This window comes from Pseudomonas sp. IT-P12 (genome assembly GCF_949767465.1).
Taxonomy (GTDB): Bacteria; Pseudomonadota; Gammaproteobacteria; order Pseudomonadales; family Pseudomonadaceae; genus Aquipseudomonas.
Map to the genome: position 1 here is coordinate 1 of NZ_CATKPY010000026.1, position 13,559 is coordinate 13,559.

General features: G+C 62.2%; 10 protein-coding genes and 2 tRNA genes. 10 read left to right on the forward strand and 2 right to left on the reverse strand.

Annotated features, from left to right (window positions below; all coding sequences use genetic code 11):
* Positions 1-64: 64 nt before the first annotated feature.
* Entirely contained in the window at positions 65-1,126 is a 1,062-nt protein-coding gene (gene dinB / locus ACM6IM_RS25220; protein WP_414866613.1) for a DNA polymerase IV, read from the reverse strand.
* A gap of 301 nt (positions 1,127-1,427) precedes the next feature.
* Here dinB and ACM6IM_RS25225 point away from each other — a divergent pair.
* The 4 genes from ACM6IM_RS25225 (at position 1,428) to ACM6IM_RS25240 (ending at position 5,977) form a co-directional block, all read left to right on the forward strand.
* Positions 1,428-1,504: transfer RNA gene (locus ACM6IM_RS25225), tRNA-Met, on the forward strand.
* 193 nt (positions 1,505-1,697) lie between these two features.
* Positions 1,698-1,774: transfer RNA gene (locus ACM6IM_RS25230), tRNA-Met, on the forward strand.
* A gap of 265 nt (positions 1,775-2,039) precedes the next feature.
* The gene (gene mprF / locus ACM6IM_RS25235) at positions 2,040-4,682 is read left to right on the forward strand and encodes a bifunctional lysylphosphatidylglycerol flippase/synthetase MprF (protein WP_414866614.1); all 2,643 of its coding nucleotides are present in this window, start codon (positions 2,040-2,042) and stop codon (positions 4,680-4,682) included.
* On the forward strand, positions 4,682-5,977 hold the full coding sequence (locus ACM6IM_RS25240) for a virulence factor family protein (RefSeq protein ID WP_192302462.1): 1,296 nt from the start codon (positions 4,682-4,684) through the stop codon (positions 5,975-5,977). Before mprF ends, ACM6IM_RS25240 begins: the two co-directional genes overlap by 1 nt.
* Before the next feature lie 238 nt (positions 5,978-6,215).
* Here the strand turns inward: ACM6IM_RS25240 and ACM6IM_RS25245 are convergent, their stop codons facing one another.
* Positions 6,216-8,117: a potassium transporter Kup gene (locus ACM6IM_RS25245; protein WP_414866615.1), complete on the reverse strand. Its 1,902-nt coding sequence runs from the start codon at positions 8,115-8,117 to the stop codon at positions 6,216-6,218.
* A 282-nt stretch (positions 8,118-8,399) separates the two neighbouring features.
* On the opposite strand from ACM6IM_RS25245, the gene rimO reads away from it, so the two are divergent.
* The 6 genes from rimO to tsaA all read left to right on the forward strand — a co-directional run bounded on the left by rimO (position 8,400) and on the right by tsaA (position 13,547).
* Positions 8,400-9,737: a 30S ribosomal protein S12 methylthiotransferase RimO gene (gene rimO / locus ACM6IM_RS25250; protein WP_414866616.1), complete on the forward strand. Its 1,338-nt coding sequence runs from the start codon at positions 8,400-8,402 to the stop codon at positions 9,735-9,737.
* A 111-nt stretch (positions 9,738-9,848) separates the two neighbouring features.
* Positions 9,849-10,322 carry a GNAT family N-acetyltransferase gene (locus ACM6IM_RS25255; RefSeq protein WP_414866617.1) on the forward strand — a complete coding sequence of 158 codons (474 nt, stop codon included), beginning with the start codon at positions 9,849-9,851 and terminating at the stop codon, positions 10,320-10,322.
* Between the two features lie 147 nt (positions 10,323-10,469).
* A complete protein-coding gene (locus tag ACM6IM_RS25260) occupies positions 10,470-11,180 on the forward strand; it encodes an rRNA pseudouridine synthase (RefSeq protein ID WP_414866618.1) in 711 nt (236 codons plus the stop codon).
* A 73-nt stretch (positions 11,181-11,253) separates the two neighbouring features.
* Positions 11,254-11,724: a DUF1456 family protein gene (locus ACM6IM_RS25265; RefSeq protein ID WP_414866619.1), complete on the forward strand. Its 471-nt coding sequence runs from the start codon at positions 11,254-11,256 to the stop codon at positions 11,722-11,724.
* Between the two features lie 222 nt (positions 11,725-11,946).
* Positions 11,947-12,717, forward strand: coding sequence for an SDR family oxidoreductase (locus tag ACM6IM_RS25270; protein ID WP_414866620.1), 771 nt, complete (start codon positions 11,947-11,949; stop codon positions 12,715-12,717).
* Between the two features lie 131 nt (positions 12,718-12,848).
* Positions 12,849-13,547: a tRNA (N6-threonylcarbamoyladenosine(37)-N6)-methyltransferase TrmO gene (gene tsaA / locus ACM6IM_RS25275; RefSeq protein WP_414866621.1), complete on the forward strand. Its 699-nt coding sequence runs from the start codon at positions 12,849-12,851 to the stop codon at positions 13,545-13,547.
* Positions 13,548-13,559 lie beyond the last annotated feature (12 nt).

The window sequence follows — 13,559 nt, forward strand, 5'->3', positions numbered from 1 at the left end:
AGTCACCACAACCCCCTGTGGGAGCGAGCCTGCTCGCGATGAGGCCCTTGAGGTCGCCGCAAACCTACCGCTCAAACAACTCCATCTGCTCGAACCCGCCCCGCAAATCCTCCAGCCGTACGCCAATCCCCAACAACCGAACCGGTTTGCCACCGCGATTGAACGCCTGGGTCAGCAACAGCTGATAACTGCCAAGGTCCCGACCTGCCCCCGCCTGCTCCAGGGTGGTTTGGGTGAAGTCATGAAACTTCACTTTGACGAACGGCTTGCCCGGTCGATAACTGCTGTCGATTCGCGCCATGCGCCCGGCCAGGGTCTCCATCAGTTCGGGCAATTTATCCAGGCAGCTGCGCAGATCCGGCAGGTCGGTGTCGTAGGTGTTTTCGACGCTGATCGACTGCCGCCGACTGTCGTTGTGCACTAACCGCTCATCGATCCCACGGGCCAGGCTCCACAGTCGTTCGCCAAAGCTGCCGAATTCGCGCACGAGCGCCAACTTGTCCCACTCGCGCAACTGCAGGCAGTCGGCGATTCCAAGCCGGCCCAGCTTGTCTGCGGTCACCTTGCCCACACCGTGCAATTTGTTGACGGGCAGCCCGCTGACAAAATCCTCGACCTGATCGGGCGTGATGACGAACAGACCGTTGGGCTTCTTCCAGTCACTGGCGATCTTGGCCAGAAACTTGTTCGGCGCCACGCCCGCCGAGACTGTGATGTGCAACTGGTTGGACACCCGACGACGGATGTCCTGGGCAATGCGTGTCGCGCTGCCGCCGAAGTGCGCGCTGTCCGACACATCGAGGTACGCCTCGTCCAGGGACAGCGGTTCGATCAGATCGGTGTAATCGCGAAAGATCGTGTGGATTTCCCTGGACGCCTCTCTATACGCATCCATTCGCGGCTTGACGATGGTCAGGTCCGGACACAGCTTCAATGCATGCCCGGACGACATCGCCGAGCGCACGCCATAGGCCCGCGCCTCATAGTTGCACGTGGCGATCACTCCGCGCCGATCCGCCGACCCACCCACTGCCAGGGGTTTGCCAGCCAGGCGCGGGTCGTCACGCATCTCGATGGCGGCGTAGAAGCAGTCACAATCAACATGGATGATTTTTCGCTGGGTCATGGCAAAGCAGAGTTCATGGCGTAAATAAGTTGGCAGTACATAGCGGATCGGCAGTATCTCACTGACAACTGTATATAGCACCAGTACTCTGAATGTTCTTATCCATTGGTAGGAATAATCGCCGATGAATTTATTTTTTCAATCGAAAGCTGACTCACAATAGAGCTGAAACCCTTGCCACGCCTGCCTTACAGCCGATTACACCGCCCCGCGCTCAAGCTAACCAATTGAACAGGAACAGGTTTTATCAAAATTGAAGGTTGACAGCCCGGCGATCCGCTGTAGAATGCCGACCCATAGACGCGGGATGGAGCAGCCTGGTAGCTCGTCGGGCTCATAACCCGAAGGTCGTCGGTTCAAATCCGGCTCCCGCAACCAACATCAAGAAAGGCCACTCGAAAGAGTGGCCTTTTTTGTGCACGCCTGTTTTGTGTGCCAAACAAGAAATCGTTCTGATTCCGAAACTTAGGCCTGCACTGCGACCGATTGCCGCATTTCAACACTTATTTGACCCTATCCCGCATTAACGGTTGACACCCCGCCGTTCGCCTGTAGAATGCCGCCACACAGACGCGGGATGGAGCAGCCTGGTAGCTCGTCGGGCTCATAACCCGAAGGTCGTCGGTTCAAATCCGGCTCCCGCAACCAACATCAAGAAAGGCCACTCGAAAGAGTGGCCTTTTTTGTGTCTGTTGAAAAAGTCCTTTCGCAACAATGACCTGTCATCCTGCTATGAAGCGTTCGCCCGCCACAACGCACCGGGATCAAGCTATGCTGATTCGCAGATCGAACGCGACAGGCCATCGCCGACCATCGGTGAGAAGCGTTAAAATTCGTGATTATTTTTTTCTACAGGGATTGGTTACTTGGCTGGATACCTCCATCCTGTCGCGCACAATCCAAGAGGTGATTGATGCGCGCCAACTCGTCTGATCCACAAGACCCCATCACCGCGACACAACCGATCAAGGCCGAGCGTCTGCGCTTGCTTGATCTGGTCAGCAAATACCGTCAGCCCATCGGCCTGGCGGTCACACTGCTGCTGTTCGCGATTGCGCTGATTGCCTGTCGCCACCTGCTGAGCGAGCTCGATCTGTACGCTCTGCATGACTCGATTCTCGAAATACCGAAACCGGCCTTGCTGGGCGCGTTCGCGGCGACCGTGGTCGGCTTCGTCATCCTGCTGGGCTATGAGTGGTCGGCCAGCCGCTATGCCGGCGCCACCCTGCCACCGCGCATCCTGGCCCTGGGCGGTTTCACGGCATTCGCCATCGGCAACGCCATCGGCCTGTCGATGCTATCGGGGGGATCGGTTCGCTACCGTTTATATGCACGGCATGGCCTGGGGGCGGGGGAAGTCGCCCGCATGACGCTGTTCGCCAGCCTCTCGCTCGGCTGCGCCCTTCCGCCACTGGCGGCGCTGGCAACCCTCAGCAACCTGCCCGCCGCCTCCCTCGCCCTTGGCCTGTCCCAGGGCTTGCTTGGCACGGTGGCCGCCGCAGTGCTGCTGCTGTTCTGTGTGCTGGCCATCGGCATCTATCGCCGTCGCCTGCCGGAACAACCTTACGCGGACAACCTGCTGGTCAGGATCGGCCGTCGCACCCTGCGCCTTCCGGGCCGCCGCCTGACCTTCCTGCAACTGATCATCACCGCCCTGGACGTGGCCGCCGCGGCGACCGTGCTTTATCTGTTGCTGCCCGAAGCGCCACCCTTCGGTGCATTCCTGCTGGTGTACCTGCTGGCCCTCGCCGCCGGCGTGCTCAGCCACGTTCCCGGTGGGGTCGGGGTGTTCGAGGCGATCCTGCTGGCCGCTTTCGCCGACAAACTGGGGGCCGCACCACTGGCAGCCGCCCTGCTGCTCTATCGCCTGATCTACGTGGTGCTGCCACTGCTGGTGGCGAGCCTGCTGCTGCTGATCAACGAAGGCCAGCGCCTGTTCCAGACCCGCCAGTCGTTGCGCGCCGCCTCGGGCCTGGCCGCGCCGATCCTGGCGGTGCTGGTGTTCCTGTCAGGCGTGGTGCTGCTGTTCTCCGGCGTGACCCCGGAAATCGACACACGCCTGGAACACATCGGTTTCCTGATTCCCCATCGCCTGGTCGATGCCTCGCACTTTGGCGCCAGCCTGGTCGGCGTGCTCTGCCTGTTGCTCGCCCAGGGCCTGCGTCGGCGGTTGTCTGCCGCCTGGATGCTGACCACCATTCTGTTGCTGGTCGGCGCGGTGCTGTCGCTGCTCAAGGGCTTCGACTGGGAAGAAGCCAGTCTGATGACCCTGACAGCCGCCCTGCTCGGCGTTTTCCGGCGCTCCTTCTATCGCCCGAGCCGACTGACCGAATTGCCCTTCTCGCCGCTGTTCCTGGTGGCGAGCCTGTGTGTGCTGGGCGCGTCGATCTGGCTGCTGCTGTTCGCCTATCAGGACGTTCCGTACAGCCATCAACTCTGGTGGCAGTTCACCCTCGACGCCGACGCCCCGCGTGGTCTGCGCTCATTGCTCGGCGCCGCCGTGCTGCTGGTGATCGTGTCCCTGACCTGGCTGCTGCGCACGGCGCGTCCGGTGATCCACCTGCCAACCCCCGACGAACTGGAGCGCGCGCACAAAATCCTCATGGCCTCGGCCCAGCCGGACGGCGGCCTGGCCCTGACCGGTGACAAGGCGCTGCTGTTCCACCCCAACGATGAAGCGTTCCTGATGTATGCCCGCCGTGGGCGCAGCCTGGTGGCCCTGTACGATCCGATCGGCCCGGCCCAGCCACGGGCGGAAATGATCTGGCAGTTCCGCGACCTGTGCGACATCCACCATGCGCGCCCGGTGTTCTATCAGGTCCGTGCCGAGAACCTGCCGTACTACATGGACATCGGCCTGACCGCGATCAAGCTGGGCGAAGAGGCGCGGGTCGATTTGCAGCGCTTTGATCTGGAAGCCAAGGGCAAGGAGATGAAAGACCTGCGCTACACCTGGAACCGTGGCACCCGCGACGGCCTGTCGCTGGAGATCCATGAGCCGGGCCAGGCGCCGATGGATGAGCTGAAGGTGATTTCCGATGCCTGGCTCACCGGCAAGAACGTGCGCGAGAAAGGCTTCTCGCTCGGCCGCTTCAGCGACGATTACCTCAAGCATTTCCGCATTGCGGTGATTCGTTTCGAAGGACGCCCGGTGGCGTTCGCCAACTTGCTCGAGACCTACGGCCACGACCTGGCCAGCCTCGACCTGATGCGCGCGCACCCCGAAGCACCCAAGCTGACCATGGAGTTCATGATGGTCGGCCTGATTCAACACTATAAGAGTCACGGATACGCGCGCTTCAGCCTGGGCATGGTGCCACTGTCGGGGTTGCAACCCCGTCGCGGTGCACCCCTGACCCAGCGCCTGGGCTCGATGGTCTTCCGCCGTGGTGAGCAGCTCTACAATTTCCAAGGCTTGCGCCGCTTCAAAGACAAGTTCCAGCCTGACTGGGAACCCCGTTACATGGCCGTGCCCGCCGGACTCGATCCGCTGGTTGCCTTGGCCGACACTGCCGCCCTGATTGCAGGCGGCTTGACTGGATTGGTGAAACGCTGATGATTCAACGCTCCTTGCGCTACGTTTTGGGCACGCTGATCGTGCTGGCCCTGATCCTCGGTGGCGGTTACTGGTACCTCAAACGCCCGGCGCCAGAACCGACCCTCGAACGGCTGACCCCGGCCGACGGTACTGTCATGACCCGGGTCATTCCCGGCAACACACCACGGGCCCAGGTGCTGGTGGCGGTCACCGACGAACAAAAGCTCAGTGACAAGCAACTGACGACCCTGAGCCGCAGCGGCTCGGCGCAGATTGTCCAGGTGATCCTGCCCAAGGAATGCCTGCTGCAAAGCCGTGCCCTGCAAACAGGCCTGAGGGAACTCAAAGGTCCGGCGACCCTGGTCAGCGGCATCGGCCCCGGCGCCGTGCTGGCCTGGCGCTGGTTGTCGGAACAGAAGGACGACAAGGCCCAGGCCGTTTCGGTGGACCTGGCCCTGGAGAAACCCGGTTGCACGCACCTGCTGCCGAAAAGCGCCGCCCACGGCCACTGGCTGGTGGCATGGAACGACAACCCGGACGACACCAGCGCTGGCTTCGTACGAGACCAGCCGAACGCCGAAACCAGCATCAGCGACTACGACATCAACCTGCCGCAAGTGCTGAACAACGAGCTGCGCAAGCTGCTCGTCGGCGGTGATAAAGCGGCAGGTGGCCTGCAGATCCCCGTGGTTGAAGTGCCGGCTGGCCAGGCCAGGGACACCGTCACCCTGTTCCTCTCCGGCGACGGCGGCTGGCGCGATCTCGACCGCGATGTCGCGGGCGAAATGGCCAAGATCGGCTACCCGGTCGTCGGCATCGACACCCTGCGCTACTACTGGCAACACAAGAGCCCTGAACAGAGCGCCCTGGACCTGGCCGAACTGATGCAGCACTACCGGCAGAAATGGGGCACCAAGCGCTTCATCCTGACCGGCTACTCGTTCGGCGCCGACGTGTTGCCTGCCATCTACAACCGCCTGGAGCCAGCGGAACAGCAACGGGTCGACGCCATCATCCTGCTCGCCTTCGCCCGCACCGGCAGCTTCGAAATCGAAGTCGAAGGCTGGCTCGGCAACGCCGGCAAGGAAGCCGCCACCGGCCCGGAAATGGCCAAGCTCCCAGCGGACAAAGTGGTGTGCATCTACGGTGAAGAAGAAACCGACGAAAGCGGCTGCACCGACAAGACCGCCGTGGGCGAAGCGATCAAACTGCCCGGCGGCCACCACTTCGACGAAAACTACCCGAAACTGGCCCAGCGGCTGGTGGAAGTGATCGAGAAGCGCCAGGCAAAAGACGAGACGGTGCAGGAGTGACCTGAGCCCCGCCTGACAAAAAGCCCCCGCTACCTCATGGTAGCGGGGGCTTTTTTATCCCAGTGCCATACCGCCCCCCTTGTGGGAGCGTGCCTGTTCGCGGAAGCGGTGTATCAGACTTATCAAGAGTGGCTGACAGGATGCCTTCGCGAGCGAGCCCACTCCCGCAGGGACCTTCGTCAGACACAAAAAAACCCCGCTGGCGCAAGGCTGGCGGGGGCTTTTTGAAGTGGCGGGCTTACATCTCCACCTGCGTCCCCAACTCGATCACCCGGTTCAGCGGCAGGTTGAAGAACCGCAGATTGCCATTGGCGTTCTTCAGCATGAAGGCGAACAGCGCCTCGCGCCAGCGGGCCATGCCTTCGAGCTTGGAGGCGATGACCGTCTCGCGGCTGAGGAAATAGGTGGTGCGCATCGGGCTGAAGTCGAGGTCGTCGAGGTGGCACAGTTTCAGCGCTTCCGGCACGTCCGGCTCGTCGACGAAGCCAAAGTGCAGGATCACCCGGAAGAAGCCTTCGCCATGGGATTCGACCTCGAAGCGGCGGGTCGGCGGGACGCGCGGGATGTCCTCGTACACGACAGTGAGCAACACGACCTGCTCATGCAGCACCTGGTTGTGCAACAGGTTATGCAACAGCGCGTGGGGCACGGCGTCCGGACGGGCGGTAAGGAATACCGCAGTGCCCTGGACTCGGTGCGGTGGCTGGACGCGGATGCTGCTGATGAAAATCGGCAGCGGCAATCCGCCCTCGTCCATGCGCTCCACCAGCAATTGCTTGCCGCGCTTCCAGGTGGTCATCAACACGAACAACGCGATACCGGCAATCACCGGGAACGCCCCGCCCTGAATGATTTTCGGCACGTTGGCGGCGAAGTACAGCCCGTCCACCAGCAGGAAACCCAGCAGCAGCGGTACCGCGAGGAGCGGCGGCCATTTCCACAGCAGCAGGATTACCGCCGATACCAGGATGGTGGTCATCAGCATGGTGCCCGTCACCGCCACACCGTAGGCCGAGGCCAGGGCGCCGGAGGACTCGAAGCCCAGCACCAGCAGGATCACACCGACCATCAGCGACCAGTTCACCGCGCCGATGTAGATCTGGCCCTGCTCCGCACTGGAAGTGTGCTGGATGTGCATGCGCGGAATGTAGCCGAGCTGGATCGCCTGGCGGGTCAGGGAGAAGGCGCCGGAAATCACCGCTTGCGAGGCGATCACCGTGGCCAGGGTCGACAGGCCGACCAGTGGAATCAGCGCCCAGCTTGGCGCCAGCAGATAGAACGGGTTGCGCGCCGCTTCCGGATCACCGAGCAGCAGGGCTCCCTGGCCGAAGTAGTTCAGCACCAGCGCCGGCAGCACCAGGATGAACCAGGCACGGGCAATGGGCTTGCGACCGAAGTGGCCCATGTCGGCGTACAGCGCTTCGGCACCGGTCAACGCCAACACCACCGCGCCGAGGATCGCCACGCCCATGCCCGGATGGACAATGAAGAAGCGCACGCCCCACGCCGGGTTCAGCGCTTGCAGCACCTCCGGGTGTTGCAGGATGCCGTAGACGCCCAACGCGCCCAGGACGACGAACCAGGTGACCATGATCGGCCCGAACAGGATGCCGATGCGCGCCGTGCCGTGCCGCTGGATCAGGAACAACGCCACCAGCACGATCAGCGACAGCGGCACCACCCAATGGTCGATGCCCTCGAAGGCCAGCCCCAGCCCTTCGATGGCCGAGAGCACGGAAATCGCCGGAGTGATCATGCTGTCGCCATAAAACAGCGCCGCGCCGATCAAGCCGCAGACCACCAGCAGGGTGCGCAGTTTCGAATGCCCCGCGGCCGCCCGGCGCGCAAGGGCGGTCAATGCCATGATCCCGCCTTCGCCCTGGTTGTCGGCACGCAGAACAAACATCATGTACTTGATCGAAACCACCCAGATCAACGACCAGAAGATCAGGGCCAGGATGCCCAGCACGCCGTCGTGGTTGACCGGTACGCCATATCCCCCGGAAAACACTTCCTTGAGGGTGTACAACGGGCTCGTGCCGATATCGCCATAAACCACCCCGACCGCCGCGACCAACATGCCGATCGGCTTCGTCGCCGAATGCCCCGCGTTCGCAGCCTGACTACTTGCCTGACCCATCCACCACTCCTACTACCCAGACTGGACCGCTTTATGAAGAAGCCGCATGCTTTGCACGCAGCGTGCGCTGCTTAACTTGTTGTTACAGACATTTTCTTGACTGAAAAACCGGTAAAGCTCAAAGGCGCGAAGCATAGCGCAGCACTCGTCGTTTTTCCCTTCTTAAAGCTGGTCAAGTGCGCTTCCCGTCGCTAGAATTGCGCACTTTTTGATCAGAGGCGCCTAAGCGTCCGTCTGTCGCCCCACCTAGAAGGTCGGGCAGCACCTATACCGAGGTTAGACATGTCCACCACTCCTGCGCCAGCCAATCCAAAGGTTGGTTTCGTATCCCTGGGTTGCCCGAAAGCACTGGTCGACTCCGAGCGCATCCTCACCCAGTTGCGCATGGAAGGTTACGACGTGGTGTCCACCTATCAGGACGCCGACGTGGTGGTGGTCAACACCTGCGGTTTCATCGACTCGGCCAAGGCTGAATCCCTGGAAGTGATCGGCGAAGCCATCAAGGAAAACGGCAAGGTCATCGTCACCGGCTGCATGGGCGTCGAAGAAGGCAACATCCGCGACGTACACCCGAGCGTTCTGGCCGTAACCGGCCCGCAGCAGTACGAGCAAGTGGTCAACGCGGTGCACGAAGTGGTGCCGCCGAAACAGGATCACAACCCGCTGATCGACCTGGTGCCACCACAGGGTATCAAGCTGACCCCGCGCCACTACGCCTACCTGAAGATTTCCGAAGGCTGCAACCACAGCTGCAGCTTCTGCATCATCCCGTCGATGCGCGGCAAACTGGTCAGCCGCCCGGTGGGTGACGTGCTCGACGAGGCCCAGCGCCTGGTCAAGTCCGGTGTCAAGGAACTGCTGGTGATCTCCCAGGACACCAGCGCCTACGGCGTGGACGTGAAATACCGCACCGGTTTCTGGAACGGCGCGCCGGTGAAAACCCGTATGACCGAACTCTGCGAGGCCCTGAGCACCCTCGGCGTCTGGGTACGCCTGCACTATGTCTACCCGTACCCGCACGTCGACGAGCTGATCCCGCTGATGGCCGCCGGCAAGATCCTGCCGTACCTGGACATCCCGTTCCAGCACGCCAGCCCAAAAGTGTTGAAGTCGATGAAACGCCCGGCGTTCGAGGACAAGACCCTGGCACGGATCAAGAACTGGCGCGAAATCTGCCCGGACCTGATCATCCGTTCGACCTTCATCGTCGGCTTCCCGGGCGAAACCGAAGAAGACTTCCAGTACCTGCTGGACTGGCTGACCGACGCCCAGCTCGACCGCGTTGGCTGCTTCCAGTACTCGCCGGTGGACGGCGCCCCGGCCAACGACCTGGACCTGGAAATCGTCCCGGACGAGGTCAAGCAGGACCGTTGGGAGCGCTTCATGGCGCACCAGCAGGAAATCAGCTCGGCGCGCCTGCAGATGCGCATCGGCCGTGAAATCGAAGTGCTGGTCGATGAAGTCGACGAGCAAGGCGCGGTCGGCCGCTGCTTCTTCGATGCTCCGGAAATCGACGGCAACGTGTTCATCGATAACGGCAGCAACCTCAAGCCAGGCGACAAGGTCTGGTGCAAAGTGACCGACGCCGACGAATACGACCTCTGGGCCGAACAGATCTAAACGCGAAAAACCCTCAAAGCCCCGCTCTCTACACGAGATGCGGGGCTTTTTTACGGCTATCGTATGGGAAGAAAGGACACGCACCATTCACTGCCAAAGGGGCCTCTGGCCATGCGCCAACATGCGGTCATCCACACACCGAAACAGAGTGACTATCCGGAACTGACCCGGGTCTGGGAAGACTCGGTCCGCGCCACCCACGACTTCCTGCCCGACAGCTACATCGAGCTGTTGAAAAACCTGGTGCTGACCCGCTACCTCGACGCGGTGATGCTGATCTGCACCAAGGACTCGCGTCAGCGCATCACCGGGTTCGCCGGTGTCGCGGCGGGCAAGATCGAAATGCTCTTCATCGACCCGGCGCACCGCGGCCAGGGCCTGGGCAAGCAACTGCTGCGCTACGCCATGGAGCACATGAACGCCGATGAGCTGGACGTCAACGAACAGAACCCGCAGGCGCTGGGGTTCTACTTCAAGCAGGGCTTCGAGGTGATCGGGCGCACCGCACATGACGGCATGGGCCAGCCTTACCCGCTGCTGCACATGCGCTGGCGCCAGCCCCAACAACTGTCGCGCAAGGCCTGACCCCTGTGGGAGCGAGCCTGCTCGCGATAGCGATGAGGCAGGTGCCATTGCAGTCAGCTGCAGCATCGCCATCGCGAGCAGGCTCGCTCCCACATAAAACCTGCCAAGCAGGTACAATGCACACCCCTTTTTTGTTACGGCCCTGTCATGACTGACCCGATTCGTCTCTCCAAACGCCTCATCGAACTGGTCGGCTGCTCCCGTCGGGAGGCTGAGCTGTTCATCGAGGGCGGCTGGGTCACCGTGGACGGCGAAGTCATCGACGAACCGCAGTTCAAGGTGGGTAACCAGACCGTCGCGCTCGACCCCGAGGCCAAGGCCACGGCGCCCGAACCGGTGACCCTGCTGCTCAACGTGGCGCCGGGCATCGACGCCGAGACGGCCCTGGCCAGCATCAGCGCCGAGACCCTGAGCGAAGAACACCGCTCCGGCAAACGGCCGTTGCGCGGGCACTTCCTGCGCCTGACCGCCAGCACCGACCTGCAACCGAACGCCAGCGGCCTGCTGGTGTTCACCCAGGACTGGAAAATCCTGCGCAAGCTCACTGCCGACGCGGCGAAAATCGAACAGGAGTACGTGGTCGACGTCGAGGGCGACATGGTCGAACACGGTCTTAACCGCTTGCAGCACGGCCTGACCTATAAGGGCAAGGAGCTGCCAGCGGTCAAAGCCAGCTGGCAGAACGAAAACCGCCTGCGCTTCGCGTTGAAGAACCCGCAACCGGGCGTGATCGCCCTGTTCTGCCAGGCCGTCGGCCTGAAAGCGGTCGCCATCCGCCGCATCCGCATCGGCGGCGTGTCCATCGGCAAAGTCCCGTTGGGCCAATGGCGCTACCTGTCGGGCAAAGAGAAGTTCTAGGGCTTTTCATGCCACCCCACATTCCGGCGCCGCTCATGCGCGGCGCCCACTGCCGATATCAGGATTGCACACCATGATTCATAACGACGTACTGCGCAGCGTGCGCTACATGCTCGACATCAGCGACAAGAAAGTCATCGAGATCATCAAGCTCGGCGGCATGGACGTGGCGCTCGACGACTTGAAGGCCTACCTGGACAAAAAGGAAGAGGACGAGGAAGGCTTCGTACGCTGCCCGGACGAAGTCATGGCGCATTTTCTCGATGGCCTGGTGATCTTCAAGCGCGGCAAGGACGAAAGCCGTCCGCCGCAGCCGATCGAAGTGCCGGTCACCAACAACATCATCCTGAAAAAGCTGCGCGTGGCGTTCGAGCTGAAGGAAGACGACATGCACGCGATCCTCAAGGCCGCCGAATTCCCGGTGTCCAAGCCGGAACTGAGCGCATTGTTTCGCAAGTTCGGCCACACCAACTACCGCCCGTGCGGCGACCAGTTGCTGCGCAACTTCCTCAAGGGGCTGACGCTGCGCGTACGTCCGCAGTAACCGCTTCCAACTGTAGGAGCGAGCTTGCTCCGGGCGGCGTTCCGACGAAGAACCTGAGAGCGCCGCGTATTTTCAGGTTTCACGCGTTATCGTTGACGACCTTCGCTGGCAAGCCAGCGCCTACAGATAAACGAATGACCTTTCATTCTTCGTGAAAATAGTGGCTCCGCTGCAAGCGGCTGACGACTAGGGTGTAGTGACCCTCAGCTCTCAGGATTCGCCATGCACCCTTACTTTTCCCTGCAAGGCCGCACCGCGCTGGTGACCGGCGGCACTCGTGGCATCGGCAAAATGATCGCCAAGGCCTACGTCGAGGCGGGCGCCACGGTGTACGTCTGTGCGCGGGACGCCGAGGCCTGCCTGCAAACCGCTGAAGAATTGAACGCTTTCGGCATTTGCCACGGGGTGGCCGCCAACCTGGCCACCGAGGAAGGTGTGCAGCAACTGGCAACGCACCTGGGCGAACGCCTGACCCACCTGGACATCCTGGTGAACAACGCCGGCACCACCTGGGGCGCACCGTTGGAGACCTATCCGGTCAAGGGCTGGGAAAAGGTCATGCAGCTCAACGTGACCTCGGTGTTCACCTGCATCCAGCAACTGTTGCCGCTGTTGCGCAAAGGCGGTTCTGCGGCGAATCCGGCGCGGATCATCAACATCGGCTCGGTGGCGGGGATTTCGTCCTTTGGCGAACAGGCTTATGCCTACGGGCCGAGTAAAGCGGCGCTGCACCAGTTGTCGCGGATCCTGGCGCGAGAACTGGTGAGCCAGCACATCAACGTCAACGTGATCGCCCCCGGGCGCTTCCCGAGCAAGATGACGCAGCACATCGGCAATGATGAACAGGCGCTGGCGCAGGATACGGCGCTGATCCCGATGAAGCGTTGGGGCCGCGAAGAAGAGATGGCCGCCCTGGCGATCAGCCTGGCGAGTACGGCCGGGGCGTACATGACCGGGAACATCATTGCTCTGGATGGTGGATTCAGCCTCTAGACCGGTGGCGCGATCATCGCGAGCAGGCTCGCTCACACAAGGGACAGCGCTGAACCTGTGGGAGCGAGCCTGCTCGCGAAGAAGCGGTGTGAGTTATCATGCTCGCCCACACCCCGCCTCGATCCCACCCCATGACCTACAGCGTTTCCCCCATCGGCTTCGTGCGCTCCTGCTTCAAGGAAAAGTTCGCCATCCCGCGCCAGCCGCAACTGGCCCCCGCCGCCCGTGGCGTGCTGGAACTGGTGGCGCCGTTCGATCAGGGCGATGCGGTGCAGGGTCTGGAACAGGTCAGCCATGTGTGGCTGCTGTTCCTGTTTCATCAGGCATTGGAAGAAAAGCCACGGCTCAAGGTCCGGCCTCCTCGCCTCGGCGGTAACAAATCCATGGGCGTGTTCGCCACCCGCGCGACGCATCGGCCCAATGGCATTGGCCAATCCGTGGTGAAGCTGGACAAGGTCGAAGCCGGTCGCCTGTGGATATCCGGCATCGACCTGCTGGACGGCACGCCGATTCTCGACATCAAGCCCTACGTGCCTTACGCCGACATCATCGACAGTGCCGTCAACCGCATCGCCAGTGCAGCGCCGCCAGCGATTGCGGTGCAGTGGACGGACAGCGCGCTGCAACAGGCCCAGGGGCATGCACAGCGCCTGTCGGAGCCCTTGGTGGAGTTGATCGAGCAATGCCTGGCCCAGGATCCGCGGCCGGCGTATCAGACGCCCGCGCCCGAGCGGGAATACGGCGCCCAGTTCTGGGATGTGGATGTGCGCTGGCATTACCCCACGCCGCAATTGATCCGCGTGCTGGAAGTCATTCCCGGCAAAACCTGAACGCCAGAAACG

Coding starts and splice junctions, on each gene's coding strand:
- mprF (WP_414866614.1), top strand. CDS start 2,040: ATGCGCGCCAACTCGTCTGATCCACAAGACCCCATCACCGCGACACAA.
- ACM6IM_RS25255 (WP_414866617.1), top strand. CDS start 9,849: ATGCGCCAACATGCGGTCATCCACACACCGAAACAGAGTGACTATCCG.
- ACM6IM_RS25245 (WP_414866615.1), bottom strand. CDS start 8,117: ATGGGTCAGGCAAGTAGTCAGGCTGCGAACGCGGGGCATTCGGCGACG.
- dinB (WP_414866613.1), bottom strand. CDS start 1,126: ATGACCCAGCGAAAAATCATCCATGTTGATTGTGACTGCTTCTACGCC.
- ACM6IM_RS25260 (WP_414866618.1), top strand. CDS start 10,470: ATGACTGACCCGATTCGTCTCTCCAAACGCCTCATCGAACTGGTCGGC.
- rimO (WP_414866616.1), top strand. CDS start 8,400: ATGTCCACCACTCCTGCGCCAGCCAATCCAAAGGTTGGTTTCGTATCC.
- tsaA (WP_414866621.1), top strand. CDS start 12,849: ATGACCTACAGCGTTTCCCCCATCGGCTTCGTGCGCTCCTGCTTCAAG.
- ACM6IM_RS25270 (WP_414866620.1), top strand. CDS start 11,947: ATGCACCCTTACTTTTCCCTGCAAGGCCGCACCGCGCTGGTGACCGGC.
- ACM6IM_RS25240 (WP_192302462.1), top strand. CDS start 4,682: ATGATTCAACGCTCCTTGCGCTACGTTTTGGGCACGCTGATCGTGCTG.
- ACM6IM_RS25265 (WP_414866619.1), top strand. CDS start 11,254: ATGATTCATAACGACGTACTGCGCAGCGTGCGCTACATGCTCGACATC.